A 19,472-nucleotide genomic window follows, 5' to 3' on the forward strand; every position below is an offset into this window, starting at 1 on the left:
GCGCACCCCTTGCTGGTGCCCGTCGAGAGCGCACACCGCGGCGACGCGTGCGGCGCCGGAGACCGCTTCTCCGCCACCGCCGCCGGCCTGCTCGGCGACGGGGCCCTGGTCGAGGAGGCGGTGCGCGCGGCCGTCGAGGAGGCAACGGCATACGTCGCCACGAGCGGCGCACAGGCCCTGGACAACCCGAGGGAGCCGGAGCCCGACGTGCCACGGAACCCGGACGCCGCTCTCGTCGTCGAGCGCATACGCGCGCGGGGCGGGACCGTCGTCGCCGCGGGCGGTTGCTTCGACCTCCTGCACGCCGGCCACGTGGGCCTGCTCCAGGCCGCCCGACGGCTCGGCGACTGCCTCGTCGTGTGCCTCAACTCCGACGCGTCCATCCGCCGCCTCAAGGGAGACGGCCGCCCCGTCAACCCCCTCGCCGACCGGGTCAGGATCCTGAGCGCCCTGGAATGCGTCGACGCCGTGGCCGTCTTCGACGAGGACACCCCGGAGCGACTCCTGACCCACCTGCGACCGGACGTGTGGGTCAAGGGCGGCGACTACGGCCTCGCCGAACTGCCCGAAGCCGCCCTCCTGGAACAGTGGGGCGGCCAGGCGGTCCTGCTGCCCTACCTCGACGGCCGCTCCAGCACACGCCTGGCCGAACGGGCCTCCGCGGCGGTGGGTGGTTCGCGATGACGGGCGGCACAGGCGGGACAGTGGGGACAGGGGGTACGCCACGGCTGCTCGTGCTCCGCGCCCTCGGACTCGGCGACCTCCTCGCCGGCGTACCGGCTCTCCGCGCGCTGCGCCGCGCCTTCCCCCGCCACGAAATCGTCCTGGCCGCCCCCGAAGACCTCGCGGAAGCAGCCGAGGCGACCGGCGCGGTCGACACCCTGCTGCCCGCCTCGGCTCCAGGCCGCGCCGTCCCGCACACCCTCGACTGGTCCGGGCCGCCCCCGGACATCGCCGTCGACCTGCACGGTAACGGCCCGCCCAGCCACCGGCTGCTGCTGGGCCTGAGCCCGCGCCGACTGCTCGCCTTCGCCCACCCGGAAACCCCTGAAGTCGAGGGCCCCGTCTGGCGGGAGGAGGAACACGAGCGTGCCCGCTGGTGCCGCCTGCTGACCGCGTACGGAATCCCGGCCGACCCGTACGACCTGCTGCTCGACCGACCGCCCACCCCCTCCCCCGCACCGGGCGCGATCGTCGTCCACCCCGGCGCGGGCGCACCCTCGCGCTGCTGGCCCGTCGAGCGCTATGCGGCCGTCGCGGCCGAGCTGCGCAGCGGGGAACACCGGGTCGTCGTCACCGGAGGCGCCGACGAACACGAACCGACCGCCCATGTCGCCAAGCTCGCCGGCCTCTCCGACGAGGACGTGCTCGGTGACGGCCTGCCCTTCCCACAGCTCTCCGCCCTGGTCGCCGAGGCGACGGCCGTCGTCAGCGGCGACACGGGCATCGCCCACCTCGCGGTCGCCCACGCGACACCGTCCGTCACCCTCTTCGGACCGGTCCCGCCACGCCTGTGGGGCCCGCCCCCACTGCCCCGCCACCAGGCCCTGTGGCACCCCGGCCCGAAGGGCGACCCGCACGGCCACCACCCCGACCCCCGACTCCTCCTGATCCAGCCCGACGAGGTGCTGGACGCGATCGCCCGGACGGACCGTCCTCATGAGTGACGGGCGGGTCACGGTGGTGGTGATCACTCGGGATCGGCGGGATGAACTGTTGCGTACGTTGGGGGAGTTGGCGCGGTTGCCGGAGGGTCCGTCGGTGATCGTGACGGACAACGCCTCGTCCGACGGGACGGTGGAGGCGGTGGCGCGCAGGTATCCGGGTGTGCGGTTGTTGCGTGCGGGGCGGAATCTGGGTGCGGTGGGACGCAATGTGGCGGTGCGTGAGGTGCGTACGCCGTATGTGGCGTTCTGTGATGACGACTCGTGGTGGGAGCCGGGTTCGCTCGCCCGCGCCGCCGACCTCCTGGACAAGCATCCACGGCTCGCCACGGTCACCGCCCGGATCGTGGTCGAGCCGCAGGGAGTTGAGGACCCGGTGGTGCGGGAGCTGCGTGAGTCCCCACTGCCAGGTCCGAGTTGGCTGCCCGGACCCGCTCTCGGATCCTTCCTCGCGGCGGCGACCGTCATCCGCACGGACGCCTTCCGGGCCGTCGGCGGATTCTCGCCCCGGCTGTGGCTCGGCGGCGAGGAGGAACTCCTGGCCACGGATCTCGCCGTGCGGGGCTGGTGGCTGGTGTACGCGCCTGAGCTGACGATCCATCACCAGCCGTCGCGGGCCGGGGACTCGACGCGTCGGCGGATCCACGGAATCCGCAACACCCTCTGGTTCACCTGGCTGCGCAGGCCGACGTGGGCCGCACTGCGGCGCACGTTCCGGCTGGCCCGTACGGTCCCACGCGACGGCGCGTCGGTGCGTGCCTTCGGGGAGGCGTTCGCCGGTCTTCCGTGGGTGCTGCGGGAACGCCGGGTCGTACCGGCCGAGGTGGAGGCCCGGCTGCGGCTCCTGGAGCCGGCGCAGCGGGACTCCTCGGCTCGCCGCTATGTCGGCTGATCGGCGTCGGCTGATCGGCATGTCACGATGTCGCGGCTGATCGGCTGAGCCGTACCGTTGCCCTTGAATCCTTGAACCCTGCCTTGAGGCCTTGAGGCCTTTGGGCAGCCACCCGCCCGCCGGGCCCGCCGGGCGCTCGGCTCCCCAGCCGGGAGCTCAGCTCCTGGCCTCTCGCGTCTTCGAGCGGTTCGCCTTGCGAATGGCGTCGAGCAGTTCGGACTTGGTCATGCGGGAACGTCCGTCGATGTCCAGGTGCTTGGCCATCTCGTACAGGTGCTCCTTGGAGGCCTGCTCGTCGACACCCTCGCCGCTGCGGGCCTCCTGCTGACGCGGCCGGGCCGACTGCGGATCGGACGGCCCCTTGCGCCCGCCCTCCTTGCGCTGCCAGCGGTCACCGACCTTCTCGTACTTGTGCTTGAGCGCGCCGAACGCCACCCGGTGCGCCCGTTCGCCCTCGCCGTACTGCTCGACGGCGGAATCGTGGGCCTTGACCCAGGTGCGCTGTGCCTCCTTGGGGGACCGCTCCAGGGTTGACGGCAGTTCCTGCTGTCCAGGCACGGGGACCACCCCATCTCCGTATCTCCGAAGGGAGGACGAGACGTACGTCTCCAAAGGGAACGAGACTTACGGGTGCCCCACGCGCGTACGGGAAAACGCGGTCCTCACAGGCCCGGGGCCGGCGAGGCGCCGCCCCGCCAGCCGCGCCATCGCCGGACGGTGATCGCGATCACCGGGCCGTCCGGGGGCCGTTGCCGGTACGGGGCGTACTTCTCGCGCAGCAGGGCGATCGCCGTGGCGTACTCGTCCCGCGCCTCGGGCTCGTCCGGCGGCACGATACGGGCGTCGCCGTCCGCGCGAACCCACCACAGCCGGTCCCAGTCCTCGTCGTACGCGTCCACGAGGAGGCTGACGGACGGGTGGACGGTGATGTTGCGCAGCCGCTTCACCCGCTGGGTGGTCTTCGGTTTCCAGTCGATGGCCGTGACGATCTCATCACCGTGCCGCGCGAACACGACCGGCACCAGGTGCGGCCGCGCCTCGGCGTCCACCGTCGCCAGGCGCGCCACGCGGGCCTCCACGAACCGGCGCCGCGCCTCTTCCTCGTCCATGTCCGGCACGATGAACTCCGATTCCCCGACGATTCCCTGTCGGCCCTGTCGGCCCTGTCGGCCCTGTCGGCCCTGTGGGCCCTGTCAGCCGTGACGGGCGGGCTCTCCGTCAGCGATAGGCGGACGCGGCCTCGGCCAGTTCGTCGAGCGTGCTCAGCGTCTGGTCCTCCGGCTGGGTCGGCAGGTAGAACAGCACGCGTTCGACGCCGAGCCGCGCGTAGATGTCGAGCGCTTCGCGGTCGTGCGGGGCGGCGTACACGACCACGTCGGGCCGGTCACCGGCCACCTGTCGCATGCGGTCGATTTGGCCGGCCAGCTCCTTGGGGTGGACGCCGCTGGGCATCCACGCCGCCCCGTACTCGGCGACCCGGGCGAAGGCGCGGTCGCTGCCGCCGCCCACGTAGATCGGCGGACGCGGTCGCTGTACCGGCTTGGGCCAGCAGAAGACCGGGTCGAAGTCGACGAGGTCGCCGTGGAACTCCGCCGTGTCCTCCGTCCACAGCCGGATGATCGCGCGGATCCGCTCGTCCATCAGACGGCCGCGCTCACCGGGGTCCGTGCCGTGGCTGCGCATCTCCTCGCGGTTCCAGCCGGCCCCGACCCCGAAGACCGCGCGGCCACCGGAGATCCGGTCCAGGGTGGCCACTTCCTTCGCGGTGATGATCGGATCCCGTTGGGCCACCAGCGCGATGCCGGTCCCCAGCAGCAGCTCACGAGTGACGGCGGCGGCCGCACCCAGCGCCACGAAGGGGTCCAGGGTGCGGTAGTACACGCGCGGCAGATCACCGCCGGCTGGATACGGGGTCTCGCGGGCGACCGGGATGTGCGTGTGCTCCGCGAGGAACAAGGCGTCGAAGCCACGGGCCTCCAGAGCGGGACCCAACTCCGCGGGCCCGATGCCCTCGTCGGTCACGAACGTCGACACCCCGAACTTCATCGACCAGCACCTCACATCCGTCGTCGGTAATTCCTTCTCGGTATCCGTCCTGGGCTAGCCCAGGACTGGTAGCGGTGTACCCCCCAGAGGCAGAGCCATGCTCGCTCGGCCGCCGCCCGCGCGGCTCGGCCTGGAGAGCTTCTGGGGCGCGTGTGGCAACGGTGAAGACTCCAATGCATGTCTTGACATACGGCTGAAGCGATTCTTGGCTGGCTGCGCATATTTGGCTTGCTGAAGATAGTTCACGCATGTGAACTTGGGCGGGGCGTGCCCATGGGGCCATCGGCGGGGCCGGCGGCCCTTGGCCGTCCTACCTGGTGAGCGCGTCGCGGCGAGGCCTCGTGCGGTATGTGGAGGAGGTGGCCGTGGCCACCGAACTGCCCGGCGGGCGTCGCGATCCGGACGGTGCATCCACCCCGAGTACGAGTACAAGCTCCCTCGCTGGTGACACGGGAGTCCGCAAGGCCCAGAGCCTGTTCCTGAACCCCCGCCTGCGCCCCGACGCCCGGCACGCCTCCTGTCCGACAGCCGCTGCGCGGCGGGCGCTGAGCCCGCGCTCCGTGCGGACGGCGGGGGTTCAGTAAGCGGCTCTACGGAGGCTCGCAAGGTTAATCGAAACAGAAAGCGCTGTCATGCGTCTCGACAACCGTTTGCCCCCACCTCATTCTTCAGTGAGGTGGGGGCATGATCGCGACAGGAGACTCCATGATCAAGCGCAGATCGCTGCTGGCGGCGGCGGGCGGCACGCTGCTGGGCAGCGCCCTGGCGACGGGCACCGCCCGCGCCGACGCGACCATTGGCGTCAACCCCGGGACCAACTATGGGCGTTGGGAGGGATGGGGCACCTCGCTGGCGTGGTGGGCCAACGTGTTCGGCGCGCGGGACGACTTCGCCGACATCTTCTTCACCACCAAGTCCGTGGCGTACAACGGCCGGACGCTGCCGGGCCTGGGCATGAACATCGCCCGCTACAACCTGGGCGCGTGCAGCTGGAACAGCGTGGAGGGCCAGAGCATGGTGGCCTCGCCCAACATCCCCGCCTTCAAGCAGATCGAGGGCTTCTGGCAGGACTGGAACAACGAGGACCCCACGTCCTCGGCCTGGGACTGGACGGCGGACGCCGCCCAGCGCGCCGCCCTCGTCAAGGCGACCCAACGAGGCGCGGTCAGCGAGCTGTTCGCCAACTCGCCGATGTGGTGGATGTGCCTCAACCACAATCCCTCGGGCGCGTCCGGCGGCGGCAACAACCTCCAGACGTGGAACTACCGCCAGCACGCCTCCCACCTGGCCGCCGTGGCCCTGCGTGCGAAGAACAACTGGGGCGTGAACTTCGCGACCGTCGACCCCTTCAACGAGCCCTCGTCCAGCTGGTGGACGGCCACCGGCACGCAGGAGGGCTGCCACATGGACGCCTCCGTCCAGGCGGCCGTACTCCCGCACATGCGCAGCGAACTCGACAAGCGCGGTCTGACGGGAACACGGATCTCCGCGTCGGACGAGACGAGCTACGACCTGGCGCGCACCACCTGGAACTCCTTCGGGTCATCGACGAAGGCCCTGGTCAACCAGTTCAACGTGCACGGCTACCAGGGCTCGGGCGGCCGCCGCGACCTCCTCTACACGGACGTCGTGACGACGGCGGGCAAGAAACTCTGGAACTCGGAGACCGGCGACAAGGATGCCACCGGCCTCACCATGGCGAGCAACCTGTGCCTGGACTTCCGCTGGCTGCACCCGACCGCCTGGGTCTACTGGCAGGTGATGGACCCCTCCACGGGCTGGGCGATGATCGCGTACGACGCGAGCAGCCTGCAGCCGACCACCGTCCAGCCCAAGTACTACGTGATGGCCCAGTTCAGCCGCCACATCCGCCCCGGGATGACCATCCTGGACACCGGCGTCGGATACGCGGTCGCGGCCCACGACGCGGCGGCGAAGCGACTGGTCATCGTGGCCGTCAACTCCGGTGCCGCGCAGACCCTCACCTTCGACCTGTCCCGCTTCGGCCAGGTCACCGGTGGCTCCGGCGGGCTCGTACGGCGCTGGAACACCGTCACCTCCGGCGGCGGCGACCTCTACACCGCGCGCACGGACGCCCGTCTGAACGGCAAGAGCCTGAGCGTGCCCTTCGCCGCCGGTTCCGTGCAGACCTTCGAGATCGACGGCGTGACTGTCTGACCGTCGGCCGCCAACCGCCATGAGGTGGGCGGGCGTCTCGGGACGAGACACCCGCCCACGCTCGGCGAACCGGTCACCCGGTAACCCCGGACCTGACGGAATGAAAGACCCCGCGGACTCTCTGCGGCGCGGTCGGCGCGCACGTGCGGTCGCCGATCCTCGCAGCCCTTGATCACCTGGCGGGCGAGGGCCGACTGTCCTGAACCGGCTGGAATCCGCGCGCCACCCTGCCAGCGATTCCACCCTGCCGACCTGATGCGGTAACCCTCTCGTGGCCTGGGTGTCATTCCCGCTTTTCCCCGTTCGGGGCCGTCGCTTTTCCGCGTCCGGAGCCGCCGTTCGCTTTGCTTGCTGACGCAGACTTCCGGCGCGACCCCGGAGACCGTCGGCAGCCTCGGACCGTGGCCCTCGCCGGCACTCGCCGCCGGATATACGGCGGCGCTGCCCTTGGTCGCGGCGGGAGCGCTGCGCGGGCGTGACGTATGACCGCGTTGTGGGCAAGGTAGATTCTACGCTTATGTAGAAGCCGTGCCGGTGCCCGCTGCGAACGCGAGCCGAAGCGAAGCCGGGCGCGGTCGGGCGCGGTCGGGTGTCTATACGATGTGCCGCTCGTGACCGCTCGTGAAGGGCCCGGCAGTGGACGTGACGGGCCCGCCAGTCGAAGGGAGACAGGGCGTGATGGAGCGGCAGCGTCCCCGGCGACGGGGGCAGGGCGAGCTGGAAGCGCAGGTCCTGTCGGCCCTGAGCGAGGCGGAGGGCCCGGCAACCGCGGGCTGGGTGCGGGAGAGGCTCGGCGGGGATCTCGCCTATACGACCGTGATCACGATCCTGACCCGGCTGCTCGCCAAGGGCGCGGTGACCCGTGACCGTACGGGCCGGTCGTTCGTGTGGACACCGGCCTCGGGCGTGGCCGGGCTGGCCGCGCGGAGGATGCGCAAGGTGCTGGACAGTGAGCCCGACCGGGGGGCGGTGCTGGCCAGTTTCGTCACCATGCTCGGCCCGGAGGACGAACGGCTGCTGCGTGAACTGATGAGTCAGCCCGATGCCGAGAAGGCCGAGAAGGCCGAGAAGGCCGAGAAGCAAGAGTCGACTGCTCGGCCCTGAGCGACCGAGCTTGTTCACTCGGTCGAGGCGGCTGCGTCTCTCAGGCACGCCGGCGATCCGTGCACGCACCCCCATCTGAGCGGCCTTGGTTGAGGTCGGTGCGGTACCGCGCCCCGTAAGGGGGCGCGGGGCTGTGACATATGCGGCTCCGTCGCGGGGCGCGACCAGCCCCCACCGGCCCGCGCCCGTGGCGGAGCCGCGAATCGATACAGCATCACCGTTCTTCCAGCGGAGCACTTGGTCGCCCTCGTCCGCGCAGGAGCCCGCTTCGAACGCGGCCACCTCGTCGAACGCCCCGAGGCTCACCCAGCATGATCAACCTCAACCGACCAGCCGGGATTGACAATTGCTCGATGGAACAGGGGCCGACGGCACTACGCTGCTGTGTCGTGCAGGAGACGCGCCTCGACACCGCTCGGATCCGGGCGGCTCGCCGGGTAATCGACCCGGCTTTTCTTGACACTCCGCTGTACCGCTGCGAGGCGCTGGAGCCCGACCTCGGGTGCACGGTGAGTATCAAGCTCGAAACGGCGAATCCGGTCCGCAGCTTCAAGGCCCGCGGCACCGAGGTGGTCGCGAGCCTGCTCGCCGACAATGGCTCGCGAGCCGTGGTGTGCGCCAGCGCTGGCAATCTTGGCCAAGCCCTCGCTTGGTCCGGTCGCGTCCGGGGGCTCGACGTGACCGTCGTGGCATCCCGCTTCGCGACGGTGGCCAAGCTTGATCGCATCCGCGCGTTGGACGCCAGGTTGGAGCTGGTGGACGGCGACCACGAGATGGCTCGCGAGCGGGCGGCGGCCATCGCGCGGTACGACGGCATCCGACTGGTCGAAGACAGCCTCGACATCGAGACCTGCGAGGGCGCGGCGACCATCGGCCTGGAGCTGGTGGACACCCTGCCGTCGGTCGACGCCGTCCTGATCGCCCTCGGCGGCGGGGCGCTGGCCACCGGCGTGGGTCATGTGGTGAAGACCGTGGCACCCGAAACCGAGGTGATCTGCGTCCAGCCGCTGGGCGCACCGGCGATGACACACTCGTGGCGCAGGCGGCGCGTCGTCACCACCGACTCGACCGACACCATCGCTGACGGCGTCGCCGGCCGGCGTCCCATCCCGGCCGTCCTGGACGACCTCCTCCTGGTCGCGGACGACGCCGTCCTGGTCCAGGAGGCGTCGATCATCGCCGGTATGAGGATGCTCCTCGACCACGCAGGCCTCGTCGTCGAACCGTCGGCCGCGCTTGGCATCGCGGCGATCCTCGAAGACCGTGACCGCTTCGTCGGCCGGCACGTGGTCACCATCGTGTGTGGCAGCAACGTCGACGTGGACGCGTATCACCGCTGGGTCGGCGCGGTTCCCGTCCACAGGTCTTGATTGACCCGCCAGGTCTTGATTGACGCCGTAGAAGTGCGCAGGTACTGCTCCGGCGCTACCGAATCCGGGACGCCGACGCTGTTTCGCACCCTTCCAGCATGGCTTTGGCCACCGGATGACCGGCGGCCGCCGTGAGAGGCGGCGAAGCTTCCGGGGCTCGGCCCCCTCCTTCGTGTGCGGGCCCGGGAACAACCCTGGACGCCCTCACGTTCTCCCTCTACAGGCGAGTAGAAGCACAGCCTTCGGGGCGGCGCAGGCCGTGTGCCCGGCGCTCGAGGAGGGAAAGTCCGAAAGGGGCCGCCCTTGATGGTCGGCCAGGGACTTGACCAGGTGCCTTTGCCCGTCCTTTACGATGAACGTGAGGGTGTATCCGCCCTCGCGACCCCCGAGGGTCTGCCCGACCCTCCGAGCCGAGAAGGAGCCACGTCCCGCAATGGGTGAGCCTCCCAGTACCAGCCGTGCCATGACCCGCCTGCCGCACACGCGTGAGGAAGCGGAGGTGGCACGGTGACCGAGGTCCTGCTGCTTCTGCTGGCCCTGCTGCTCACGCTGGCCTGCGCTCTGTTCGTGGCGGCCGAGTTCTCCCTGACCACCGTCGAGCGCGGTGACCTGGAGCGGGCCGCCGAGGCGGGCGAGCGGGGCGCCGAGGGTGCGTTGAAGGCGGTGCGGCGGCTGACGGTCCAGCTGTCCGGGGCGCAGCTGGGCATCACCGTCACCTCGCTGGTGATCGGCATGCTCGCCGAGCCGTCCCTGGCCGTGCTCCTGCACGGCCCGCTGGAGGCGATCGGGCTCGGCGGCGGGGCGTCGACCGTGGCGACCGTGCTGGGCGTGGTCGTCTCCACCGTCGTCCTGATGGTGGTCGGCGAGCTGGTGCCCAAGAACTGGGCGATCTCCCGGCCGCTGGCCGTCGCCAAGGTGGTGGCGGGACCGCAGCGTGGTTTCACGGCCGCGTTCGGGCCGTTCATCCGGCATCTGAACAACACCGCGAACCGTTTCGTACGCCGCTTCGGCCTGGAGCCCGCCGAGGAGCTGGCCTCTGCCCGCGGCCCCGAGGAACTCGTCGCGCTGGCCCAGCACTCGGCCGCCGAGGGCATGCTGGAGGCGGACTCCGCCGAGCTCTTCGTCCGTACGCTGCACCTGGGTGAGCTGACCGCCGAGAACGTGATGACTCCGCGGGTCGATGTGAAGGCGCTGGAGGCGCAGGCCACGGCCGCCGACGCGGCCAACCTCACGCACGCGACGGGGCTGTCCCGCTTCCCGGTCTACCGCGACAGCCTGGACGAGGTCGTCGGGACCGTCCACATCCGCGACGTACTCGCCCTGGAGCCCGGCAAGCGGGCCGTCACCCCGGTCACCGAGCTGGCCACCGCGCCCCTGCTGGTACCCGACAGCCTGCCCGCCGACCGCCTGCTTGAGCGGATGCGGGCGAGTCGCACCATGGCCGTCGTGATCGACGAGTACGGCGGCACGGCGGGCGTGGCGACGGTGGAGGACATCGTCGAGGAGGTCGTCGGCGAGGTGCGGGACGAGCACGATCCGATCGAGGTGGCCGACCTGCTGCCCGCACCCGTGGGGGAGGACGGCCGGGCCGCGTGGGAGGCGGACGGCGGTGTACGGATCGACGAGCTCGCCGGGATAGGACTGCGCGCGCCGGAGGGGCCGTACGAGACGGTGGCCGGCCTGGTCGCCACCCGCCTCGCGCGGATACCGGCCAAGGGTGACGTGCTCGACCTGGACGGCTGGCGTCTCGACGTCCTCGACGTGGAGCACCACCGCGCGGACCGCGTCCGCATCACGGAACCGGTCAAGGTTCCACAGCAGGTCATGGAGGACTCCCGATGAGCACGACAACCGTCCTGCAGCTCGCCATCGGCGCCCTGACCCTGCTGACCAACGCCTTCTTCGTCGGCGCGGAGTTCGCCCTGATCTCCGTACGTCGCAGTCAGATCGAACCCCGCGCCCAGGAGGGCAACAAGCGGGCCAGGATGACGCTGTGGGGCCTGGAACACATCTCCGCGATGATGGCCACCGCCCAACTCGGCATCACGATCTCCTCGCTGGTCCTCGGCGCGGTCGCCGAACCCGCCATCGCCCATCTGCTGGAGCCCGCCTTCGAGACGGCCCACATCCCGCACGGTCTCGTCCACCCGGTCGCGTTCGTGATCGCGCTGACCGTGGCGACGTATCTGCACATGCTGATCGGCGAGATGGTCCCCAAGAACATCGCGCTCGCCGCGCCCGCGCAGACCGCGCTCGTTCTGGGACCGCCGCTGGTCGCCCTCACCCGTGCCCTCAAGCCGGTGGTCTTCGGCATCAACGCCTTCGCCAACGCCCTGCTGAAGCTCTTGAAGGTCGAGACGAAGGACGAGGTGGAGGCCGTGTTCACCGACGACCAGCTCGCTCGCATGGTGCTCGACTCCAGCCAGGCCGGGCTGCTCTCGCCGGCCGACGGCGAGCGGCTGCGCGACGCGCTGGAGCTGGGTACGCGCCCGGTCGGCGAGATCTTCGTCCCGGCCCAGCGGATGCACACCGTCGACCACACGATCACCGCGGCCGAGCTGGAGCGGACGGCCGCGCGTGCCGGGTACTCCCGATTCCCGGTCACCGGACCGGACAAGGCCCTGCTCGGCTACCTCCACATCAAGGACACCCTCGGCGTCACCGACCGGGACCAGCCCTTCCCGCGCGGCGTCCTGCACCCCGTCACGCGGGTCCGTATCGACACCCCGCTGGACGACACGCTCACCGCGCTGCGGGCCGACGGCAGCCACCTGGCCGCGGTCACCGGCGAGACGGGCACCGTGCTCGGCTTCGTGACCATGGAAGACGTCCTGACGGAGCTGGTGGGGCCGACTCCGGCCGCCGCCTGATCACCCGGTGACGTGGCCGGGGCAGGCGAGCGGCCTCTCTTACCGGCACGGGTGTCTCGTACTCGTAAAGAGACACCCGTGCCGGTACGGCGTACACCAAGATCATGAGCGGCTTGTGCCCCGGCCCTCGGGTGACATGTTCCGGGGGGCATTCGCCCCGCGGCACCGCGGACCCGTACGGCGTCTTCATGACGGCTCCGCCGCCGCCAGGTCAGCGCTCGATCGCGTTGAGTGCTTCGAGCAGCCGGGGGCTCGCGGGTGAGCCCTCGTCGGGATCACCCGCCGTGCGATGCAGTTCGCCGTCGATGATCTCGTAGTGTCCGATGGCCTGGATCGGCGGCGAGTAGACGTGGATGGTCACGGCTCCGGCGTCGTGATCCATCCGGTGGACGCCCGACCCGGGGAACGAGAACGACTCGCCGGGCCCGTACCGGCGGGCGCGGCGCGGGCCGCCCACCGGCAACCCCTCCTGCCAGGCGGTGCCTTCGACGACGTGCACGCCGACACTGGAACCCTGGTGGTCGTGGTAGCCGGTGTCGCGCGCTTCCCACCAGGTGTTCAGCCACGCTTCGGAGTGCTCGTTCCGCCACAGCAGCAGATACGAGCCGGGGCCGGAGCGGTCGAGCGCGGACGTGTCGACGAAGGCCGCCGCGCGGTGTGCCCGGTCGGCACATTCGTCGGGCTGGAACGGGCGGTCGGACGCGCCGAGTCGGGCGAGGGCGGCGGTGTCGATCGGGGGCGAGTTCATGGTCATCCCTTTGTGCTGGGTATGCGTGCGGTGGGCTGTCTTGGCCGGCCCGACAAGGCCTGGGTGACGCTTTCGCCAGAACCAACGACGAGGCCACCAGGAAGGCCGGGAGACCGGCCTCGACCGGGACACGGTCAATCCCTTCCAGTGATGACCTTTCCGGTGAGCAGGCGCCGCGGATTGGCGATGCGGAAGGCGTACGCGGCGGCTCCGCCCAAACCGAAGCCGGGACGTTGCGGCGGCTCGGCGTAGGGCCGGTCCGAGCCCTGGACGACGACGTCGTTGCCGAGGACGCGGACGATCGCGTCGACGGCGCGCGGACCGTACGAGGACGTCTCGACGAACACGTACGGATCCACCTCCCCCCGACCCTCGCCTCCGCCCCGCGCGGCGAAGCGCTCGCCGTGCAGCGGGGCGAGCCCGGCCAGCAGCGCGAAGCACACCCGCAGTCGTGGATGGCGCGGCCTGCCGAAGGCCCGGAAGGCGAACCAGGCGGAGTGCATCTGCTGGACGTACGGGACCATCGCGGGCCACCAGCCGGGCCCCAGGGGCTCGCTCGTCGCCGGACCCGGGTGGACGAACAGCGGGAGGTCGCGCGCCTCGAGCAGATCGAGCAGCGGGGCGCACCGGGCGTAACCGGCGGCGTCGGCCAGGGCGTTGGCCGGAAGCTGGAGGCCGGCGAACCCCTGGTCGAGGTCCTGGTCTGTCGCGTCGGCGTCGATGTCCCGGACACAGGCGGCCGCCCAGGCGCCGAATGGGTCTGGCAGTTCGGCGGCGCCCTCGTGGTAGGCGTCGAGCAGGGGACGCGCCTCGTCGGCAGGCAGCCACTCCACGCCGAGCGGGGCGGACAGTGAGACGAGCGCCTGGTCGAGACCGTCAGTGGCGGCGAGTTCGGTACGACGGGCGACATCGTGGTCGGCGGGAGGGACCTCGTACGGCGGCTCACCGGCGATGTGCAGGGTCCATCCGTCCAGGAACGGCGGCTCCTTACGCGCTCGCAGGGCCGCTACGAACGAGGTGCTCCACAGATGCTGGTGCACGTCGACATTGGTCACGATGCTCCTCTCATCAAGGCGCGCAGTGCGCTCCGTACGTCGTCGGAGCCCAGAACGTCGCGGCTCACCAGGTCCACGTCCACTCCGCAGGGCCGGTCGTCGTCCAGGCCCGGGACGAGCTCGCGGATCGCGCGGTGCAGGAGTTCGGGGCCGCGGCCGAGGGCGGACGGTGCGGCCAGGTCCACGGCCTGGGCGGCGGCCACCGCCTCCACGGCGAGCAGCTGCCGCAGCCGGACTAGCATCGTCGTCAACCGCCGTGCCCCGAGCGCCGCGTTGGTCGAGTCGTCCTCGACGGCGTCCGCGCCGTGGCGGGGGTCGGTGCAGACGGGAGCGGACAGCATACGGATCTCTGCGACGAGGGCCTGCGCCGTCTTGGCCAGCGGCGCGAAGCCCGAACGCTCCGGACCGTACGGCGAGAGGTTGGCGGGCAGTCCGCTGACGCCGGGTTCGAGGAGCCGCCGCATGCGCTCGGCGGAGATCGACGCCGTCTGGGTCAGGGCCAGCGCGAGCGTGTCGAGGGCGAGGGCCAGGGCCGGAGTGTGGAAGTTGCCGGACGAGAGGATCTCGCCGGTGCCGGCCAGCACCACCGGATTGTCGCCGCAGCCGTTGAGTTCCGGTTCGAGCGCGGCACCGGTGAAGTCCAGGGCGGCGTGCAGCGCGCCGTGCACCTGGGCCGAGCAGCGCAGGCTGACGGGGTCCTGGACTCGACGCGCGTTCCGGGGATCGCTCAGCTCACCGCCGTCCAGCAGGGCGAGGAGCTCGCGGGCCGCCCGGGACTGCCCGGGTGCCGGACGGGTGCGCAGTACCCGGTCGTCGAGCGGGCTGGTGTTCGCCCGGAAGCCCTCGAAGGTGAGCGCCGTGACCGCCTGAGCCAGGGTGAGCACGGCCGCGGCTTCATGGCGGACGAGGGCACCCTGACCGGCGGCCAACGGGCTTGCGCTGCACAGCACATGGCCGTCCTTCGGGCCGAGTTCGGCGGGGGCCAGACCGGCCCGTCGCAGTGCCTCCGCGCCGTCGAGGACCTCGCCGGAGAGTTCGGCGCGGCCCTCGCCGATGGCGACCAGGCCCACATGGGCCATCTGGCACAGGTCGGAGGCGCCGATCGACCCCACCTCGGGTACCACCGGATGCACGCGCGAGTTGAGCATGGCGACGAGCAGCCGCAGGAGCTCCGGCCGCACTCCGCTGCCACCGCCCGCGATGCCGCTGACGCGGGCGAGCACGGCGGCGCGTACGACGGGGACGGGCAACGGATCGCCGACGGCGTTGGCCCGGCCCCGGACCGTACGGACGCTGAACTCGCCGAGTTCGTCGCGTGGCAGCGCGTACGACGACCGGCTGCCCAGCCCCGTCGTCAGACCGTAGGTCGGCACCTGGCGGTCGACGATGTCGTCGACGACGGCGCGGTCGCGGGCCAGCCTGGGGAGCACCTCGTCCGCCAGCACGACCCGGGCGCCGTGTCGGGCGACGGTGATGACGTCGTCGCAGGTGAGCGTCCGGCCGTCGATGACGACCGGGGGACCGGCGGCGGGGCGGGGGGCGGGCGGGGGAGCGGGGAGTGTGCCCGTCATGAGAACCGCAGCTTCTGACCGAGGCCGCGCTCTTCGGCCTTCTTGAGCATGGCGGCTCCCAGGGCTATGTCGGACAGCGAGAGTCCACGGTGCCAGAACAGGGTCGTCTCGTCGGCGCGCTCACGGCCGGGCTTGTCACCGACCACGATCTCGCACAGCTCGCCTTGCAGGGTCTCCTCACTGAGCCTGCCGGACTCGACGTGGGCACGCAGGGCACCGAACTGCCCGGACCGGCACTGGCCCCAGTCATCGACGACGATCTTGTCCATGATGTCGGTGAGAGTGAGTTCGACGGCGCTCATCGTTCCGTACGGTACGACCAGGGCCCCCGGGGCGATCCATTCGGTCTTCAGCAGCGGCTGCGGACGGTCCAGCCGGGACGCCTCCACCACGATGTCCGCGCCTTCGACGCACGTCTTCCAGTCCTCGGTCACGATCACGGGTTTGCCCAGGTCTCGTTCCAGTCGCTCGGCGAAGGCCTTACGGCTCTCGGGGCGGCGCGAGTGGACGCGTATCTCGGTGAGGTCGAAGATCCGGTCGAGGAGGCGGACGTTCCAGTACGACGTGGCGCGGGCACCGATGTGGCCGAGCACCTTGGCGTCGGGGCGGGCCAGATGGCGTGCTCCAAGCGCGGTCATGGCACCGGTGCGCATCTCGGTGATGGCGGTGGCGTCGAGCACGGCGACCGGCATCCCGGTACGCGGATCGAAGAGGTTGAGCAGCGCCATCTCGGACGGCAGCCCGGCCTCGTAGTTGCCGACGTAGTCGCCTACGATCTTGACTCCGGCCAACCCGAGCGGGGCGACATAGCCGCGGAGGACGTTGAAGTGACCGTTGAACGCGGGATCGGGCATGAGGTGGACGCGCGGTTCGATGACCGTCTGCCCGAGGCCCTGGGCACGCAGCCCCTGCTCGACGGCGTCGAGCACCTCGGTGTCGGACAGTTCGAGCCGGTCGACGTCCGAGCCGTTCAGGAAGGTGAACCAGATCGGTTCCATGAGTGTCTCCCTATGTCTCACTGCGTCATGTCTCACTGCGTCTGAATGCGTCTAGCTATGTCCGACAACATCCGAAATGGCGACGTACGAGGCCGGCGGCGTGACCGGAGTGCGTGTCTGCCGAGGGCGGCTGTCGGGTCGGCGGCGACGGACACGGAAAGGGGCATCACTTGGGAAACGCGTGCATTCCGGGCGCTTTTTTCGCTTCGTTGGGCGAACGTAACGTGCCCTTTACGTAAGAACATTGACTCTCATTCAGCCACCCACAACTCTGCATGAAGATATGCAGCCGGGTAAGGGGCAGCCTTGATCAGATTCGACGCAGTGAGCAAAAATTATCCCAACGGCACCACCGCCGTGGACAACCTGTCCCTGGAGCTGGCCGAGGGCGGCATCACGGTCCTGGTCGGTCCCTCCGGCTGCGGCAAGACCACGACTTTGCGCATGGTCAACCGCATGGTGGATCCGACGGCCGGGACGGTGAGCCTGCGCGGCCAGAACATCCGGGAGGTCGCCGCCCCCGAGCTACGCCGTGGCATCGGCTATGTCATCCAGCACGCCGGGCTCTTTCCGCACCGGACCGTCCTGGACAACATCGCGACCGTGCCCCTGCTGCTCGGCTGGGGCCGGAAGAAGGCCCGGTCGCGGGCGGCTGAGCTGCTGGAGCTGGTGGGGCTGCCGAACGAGATGGGCAAGCGCTACCCGTACCAGCTCTCCGGCGGACAGCAGCAGCGCGTCGGGGTGGCCAGGGCGCTGGGCGCCGACCCGCCGGTGCTGCTGATGGACGAGCCGTTCAGCGCGGTCGACCCCATCGTGCGAGGCGAGCTGCAGGCGGAGTTCATCAGGCTGCAGAAGGAGCTGCACAAGACGATCGTGTTCGTCACCCATGACATCGACGAGGCGATCAAACTCGGCGACAATATCGCGGTGTTCCGTACCGGGGGCAAGCTGGCGCAGTTCGACACTCCGGAGCGTCTGCTCGCGCACCCCGCCGACGACTTCGTGGCCGATTTCGTGGGCCAGGACCGTGGCATCCGCCGGCTGTCCTTCGTCAAGGCGGCCGATCTGCCGCTGCGCGACGGTCTGGTGCTGTCGGCGACCTCCCCGACGGCGCAGGCCCGCGCGGCCGACGAGCCCTGGGTGCTCGTCGTCGACGCCGACCGGCGACCGCTGGGCTGGGCCGCCGTCGCCGACCTGCCGGACGGCGGCACGCTCGCCGACGCGACCCTGATACCGCTCGGCCACACCTTCAGCCTCGCCCTCGACTCGGCGCGGGCCGCCCTCGACTCGGCGCTCCTGTCGCCCTCCCGCCTCGCGGTGGGGGTGAACGCGGAAGGCGCGGTCATGGGTGTCGCGGACGCGTACGAACTGTCCGCCGCGATGGCGGGAGACGGTGCGGTCAAGACGGAGGCGGTCAAGACCGAGGCGGCGGGTACGGAAGCGGTCGGCGACGAGGCGGTCGAGGCCGACGTGGCCAAGGCGGAGGCGGAGGCCGTCGAAGACTCGGCGGCCGAGGCGGCCAAGGTGGGAGCGGCCGAGGCGGAAGCGGCCACGGATGACACGGCCACGGATGACGCGGCCACGGATGACGCGGCCACCGGCAGCGCGGGCGGTGGCGAGCGATGAGAGACGGCGAACCGCTGATCCGGTGGGCATGGATCGGCGATCATCTCGGCGAGCTGGCCGACTACACGGGTGTCCATCTGCGGCTGGGACTCCTGCCGGTGCTGTTCGGACTGATCATCTCCGTGCCCCTGGGCATGCTCTGCCACCGCTGGCGATGGCTCTACCCGCCGACTCTGACGGCGTCCAACATCCTGTACTCGATCCCGTCACTGGCCCTGTTCATGATCTTCGTCCGGTACACGGGGCTGACCGAACGTACGGTGATGATCCCGCTGACGCTCTACACGTTGTCGGTCCTCATACCCAATGTCGTGGACGGGCTGGCGTCGGTCCCCGAACCGGTACGGCAGGCGGCCACCGCGATGGGATTCGGCACGGTGCGCCGTGTCGTCCAGGTCGAACTTCCGATCGCCGTACCCGTCGTCGTCGCCGGCGTGCGGGTCGCCGCGGTCTCGTCCATCAGCCTGGTCGCCGTGGGGCAGCTGATCGGCCAGGGAGGTCTCGGCTACTACATCACCCGTGGCCTCCAGCTCGACTTCCCGACCCCGATCATCACCGCGACCGTACTGATCATGCTGCTCGCCCTCGCCACCGACGCCCTGCTGGTACTCGCCCAGCGGCTGCTCACCCCATGGGCCCGCGGAAAAGGGGCGAAGGCATGAACGATCTCTTCAACCAACTCCAGCTCGTAGGCGACTGGTTGACGGCGTCCCAGCAGTGGAAGGGGGACGACGGCATCCCCAACCGGCTCCTGGAGCACCTCACCTACAGCGGCCTGTCGCTGCTGTTCGCCACGCTGATCGGGCTGACGCTCGGGCTGCTGGTCGGGCACACCGGCCGTGGCGCGTTCGCCGTCGCCAGCGTGGCGAACCTCGCGCGGGCCATCCCCACCTTCGGCCTGGTCGTGCTGGTCGTCACGCTCGCCGGGCTCAGCACCACGCCCGTACTGGTCGCCCTGGTCGCGCTGGCGGTCCCGCCGATCCTCATCAACACCTTCGAGGGAGTCCGGGGCGTGGACCCCGACGCCAGGGACGCCGCGCGGGGGATGGGCATGACCGGGTGGGAGGTCCTGCTGAAGGTCGAGGTGCCGATGGCGCTGCCGCTGATCCTGCTCGGGCTGCGGGTCGCCGCGATCCAGGTGGTGGCCACGGCGACCGTCGCCGCGTATCCGGGTCTCGGCGGTCTGGGCCGCTTCATCGTGGACGGACTCGCCCGCAACAACTACGAACTGGTCATCGGCGGATCCGCCGTCGTCGTCATTCTGGCGCTCATCGTCCAGGCTCTCTTCACCGCGCTGCGGCGCGTCATCGTCTCGCCGGGTCTGCAAGGTTCGGCGACCAGATCCTGAGT

Annotated in this window: 19 protein-coding genes; 12 read left to right on the top strand and 7 right to left on the bottom strand. The window is 70.6% G+C overall.

The window, feature by feature from the left end; translation table 11 throughout:
• From rfaE2 to ACTWQR_RS47440, 3 genes are all read left to right on the top strand, one after another.
• A partial coding sequence (gene rfaE2 / locus ACTWQR_RS47430) for a D-glycero-beta-D-manno-heptose 1-phosphate adenylyltransferase (RefSeq protein WP_443233543.1) occupies positions 1–684 on the top strand: 684 nt, incomplete at its 5' end.
• Positions 681–1,667, top strand: a complete 987-nt coding sequence (locus ACTWQR_RS47435) for a glycosyltransferase family 9 protein (protein ID WP_443233544.1) — start codon at positions 681–683, stop codon at positions 1,665–1,667. The genes rfaE2 and ACTWQR_RS47435, both read left to right, overlap by 4 nt.
• Entirely contained in the window at positions 1,660–2,556 is an 897-nt protein-coding gene (locus ACTWQR_RS47440; RefSeq protein ID WP_443233545.1) for a glycosyltransferase family 2 protein, read from the top strand. The genes ACTWQR_RS47435 and ACTWQR_RS47440 overlap by 8 nt, the downstream gene beginning before the upstream one ends.
• 156 nt (positions 2,557–2,712) lie before the next feature.
• Here ACTWQR_RS47440 and ACTWQR_RS47445 read toward each other — a convergent pair whose 3' ends face one another.
• The 3 genes from ACTWQR_RS47445 to ACTWQR_RS47455 form a co-directional block, all read right to left on the bottom strand.
• A complete protein-coding gene (locus ACTWQR_RS47445) occupies positions 2,713–3,114 on the bottom strand; it encodes a ChaB family protein (RefSeq protein WP_443233546.1) in 402 nt (133 codons plus the stop codon).
• Between the two features lie 104 nt (positions 3,115–3,218).
• Entirely contained in the window at positions 3,219–3,674 is a 456-nt protein-coding gene (locus tag ACTWQR_RS47450; protein WP_443233547.1) for a TIGR03668 family PPOX class F420-dependent oxidoreductase, read from the bottom strand.
• A 100-nt stretch (positions 3,675–3,774) separates the two neighbouring features.
• Positions 3,775–4,602, bottom strand: a complete 828-nt coding sequence (locus ACTWQR_RS47455) for an LLM class F420-dependent oxidoreductase (protein ID WP_443233548.1) — start codon at positions 4,600–4,602, stop codon at positions 3,775–3,777.
• 705 nt (positions 4,603–5,307) lie between these two features.
• Here ACTWQR_RS47455 and ACTWQR_RS47460 point away from each other — a divergent pair.
• From ACTWQR_RS47460 to ACTWQR_RS47485, 6 genes are all read left to right on the top strand, one after another.
• Positions 5,308–6,780: a beta-1,6-galactanase gene (locus tag ACTWQR_RS47460; RefSeq protein WP_443233578.1), complete on the top strand. Its 1,473-nt coding sequence runs from the start codon at positions 5,308–5,310 to the stop codon at positions 6,778–6,780.
• 348 nt (positions 6,781–7,128) lie between these two features.
• Complete coding sequence (locus ACTWQR_RS47465; protein ID WP_443233549.1) at positions 7,129–7,266, top strand: hypothetical protein; 138 nt, start codon at positions 7,129–7,131, stop codon at positions 7,264–7,266.
• Positions 7,267–7,458: 192 nt separating this feature from the next.
• Complete coding sequence (locus tag ACTWQR_RS47470) at positions 7,459–7,884, top strand: BlaI/MecI/CopY family transcriptional regulator (protein ID WP_443233579.1); 426 nt, start codon at positions 7,459–7,461, stop codon at positions 7,882–7,884.
• A 389-nt stretch (positions 7,885–8,273) separates the two neighbouring features.
• A complete protein-coding gene (locus tag ACTWQR_RS47475; protein WP_443233550.1) occupies positions 8,274–9,254 on the top strand; it encodes a threonine ammonia-lyase in 981 nt (326 codons plus the stop codon).
• A 507-nt stretch (positions 9,255–9,761) separates the two neighbouring features.
• Positions 9,762–11,096, top strand: a complete 1,335-nt coding sequence (locus ACTWQR_RS47480) for a hemolysin family protein (protein ID WP_443233551.1) — start codon at positions 9,762–9,764, stop codon at positions 11,094–11,096.
• Positions 11,093–12,124 (top strand): hemolysin family protein, encoded by a 1,032-nt coding sequence (locus ACTWQR_RS47485; RefSeq protein ID WP_443233552.1) that lies wholly within the window; start codon positions 11,093–11,095, stop codon positions 12,122–12,124. Before ACTWQR_RS47480 ends, ACTWQR_RS47485 begins: the two co-directional genes overlap by 4 nt.
• 211 nt (positions 12,125–12,335) lie before the next feature.
• Here the strand turns inward: ACTWQR_RS47485 and ACTWQR_RS47490 are convergent, their stop codons facing one another.
• The 4 genes from ACTWQR_RS47490 to ACTWQR_RS47505 all read right to left on the bottom strand — a co-directional run bounded on the left by ACTWQR_RS47490 (position 12,336) and on the right by ACTWQR_RS47505 (position 16,496).
• Positions 12,336–12,872 (bottom strand): hypothetical protein, encoded by a 537-nt coding sequence (locus ACTWQR_RS47490; protein ID WP_443233553.1) that lies wholly within the window; start codon positions 12,870–12,872, stop codon positions 12,336–12,338.
• Between the two features lie 134 nt (positions 12,873–13,006).
• Positions 13,007–13,927 (bottom strand): amidohydrolase family protein, encoded by a 921-nt coding sequence (locus tag ACTWQR_RS47495; protein WP_443233554.1) that lies wholly within the window; start codon positions 13,925–13,927, stop codon positions 13,007–13,009.
• Entirely contained in the window at positions 13,924–15,498 is a 1,575-nt protein-coding gene (locus ACTWQR_RS47500; protein WP_443233555.1) for an HAL/PAL/TAL family ammonia-lyase, read from the bottom strand. Before ACTWQR_RS47500 ends, ACTWQR_RS47495 begins: the two co-directional genes overlap by 4 nt.
• The gene (locus ACTWQR_RS47505) at positions 15,495–16,496 is read right to left on the bottom strand and encodes an ornithine cyclodeaminase family protein (RefSeq protein WP_443233556.1); all 1,002 of its coding nucleotides are present in this window, start codon (positions 16,494–16,496) and stop codon (positions 15,495–15,497) included. Before ACTWQR_RS47505 ends, ACTWQR_RS47500 begins: the two co-directional genes overlap by 4 nt.
• 306 nt (positions 16,497–16,802) lie before the next feature.
• On the opposite strand from ACTWQR_RS47505, the gene ACTWQR_RS47510 reads away from it, so the two are divergent.
• From ACTWQR_RS47510 to ACTWQR_RS47520, 3 genes are read left to right on the top strand one after another with little or no spacing between them, the layout of a single operon-like run.
• The gene (locus tag ACTWQR_RS47510) at positions 16,803–18,122 is read left to right on the top strand and encodes an ABC transporter ATP-binding protein (protein ID WP_443233557.1); all 1,320 of its coding nucleotides are present in this window, start codon (positions 16,803–16,805) and stop codon (positions 18,120–18,122) included.
• Complete coding sequence (locus ACTWQR_RS47515) at positions 18,119–18,784, top strand: ABC transporter permease (RefSeq protein ID WP_443233558.1); 666 nt, start codon at positions 18,119–18,121, stop codon at positions 18,782–18,784. Before ACTWQR_RS47510 ends, ACTWQR_RS47515 begins: the two co-directional genes overlap by 4 nt.
• Positions 18,781–19,470: an ABC transporter permease gene (locus tag ACTWQR_RS47520; protein WP_443233559.1), complete on the top strand. Its 690-nt coding sequence runs from the start codon at positions 18,781–18,783 to the stop codon at positions 19,468–19,470. The genes ACTWQR_RS47515 and ACTWQR_RS47520 overlap by 4 nt, the downstream gene beginning before the upstream one ends.
• Positions 19,471–19,472 lie beyond the last annotated feature (2 nt).

Origin of the sequence: Streptomyces sp. 2A115, from assembly GCF_052245575.1 — a bacterium.
GTDB lineage: Bacteria > Actinomycetota > Actinomycetes > Streptomycetales > Streptomycetaceae > Streptomyces.

Coding starts and splice junctions, on each gene's coding strand:
- ACTWQR_RS47440 (WP_443233545.1), top strand. CDS start 1,660: ATGAGTGACGGGCGGGTCACGGTGGTGGTGATCACTCGGGATCGGCGG.
- ACTWQR_RS47435 (WP_443233544.1), top strand. CDS start 681: ATGACGGGCGGCACAGGCGGGACAGTGGGGACAGGGGGTACGCCACGG.
- ACTWQR_RS47455 (WP_443233548.1), bottom strand. CDS start 4,602: ATGAAGTTCGGGGTGTCGACGTTCGTGACCGACGAGGGCATCGGGCCC.
- ACTWQR_RS47470 (WP_443233579.1), top strand. CDS start 7,459: ATGGAGCGGCAGCGTCCCCGGCGACGGGGGCAGGGCGAGCTGGAAGCG.
- ACTWQR_RS47485 (WP_443233552.1), top strand. CDS start 11,093: ATGAGCACGACAACCGTCCTGCAGCTCGCCATCGGCGCCCTGACCCTG.
- ACTWQR_RS47505 (WP_443233556.1), bottom strand. CDS start 16,496: ATGGAACCGATCTGGTTCACCTTCCTGAACGGCTCGGACGTCGACCGG.
- ACTWQR_RS47520 (WP_443233559.1), top strand. CDS start 18,781: ATGAACGATCTCTTCAACCAACTCCAGCTCGTAGGCGACTGGTTGACG.
- ACTWQR_RS47515 (WP_443233558.1), top strand. CDS start 18,119: ATGAGAGACGGCGAACCGCTGATCCGGTGGGCATGGATCGGCGATCAT.
- ACTWQR_RS47490 (WP_443233553.1), bottom strand. CDS start 12,872: ATGAACTCGCCCCCGATCGACACCGCCGCCCTCGCCCGACTCGGCGCG.
- ACTWQR_RS47460 (WP_443233578.1), top strand. CDS start 5,308: ATGATCAAGCGCAGATCGCTGCTGGCGGCGGCGGGCGGCACGCTGCTG.
- ACTWQR_RS47500 (WP_443233555.1), bottom strand. CDS start 15,498: ATGACGGGCACACTCCCCGCTCCCCCGCCCGCCCCCCGCCCCGCCGCC.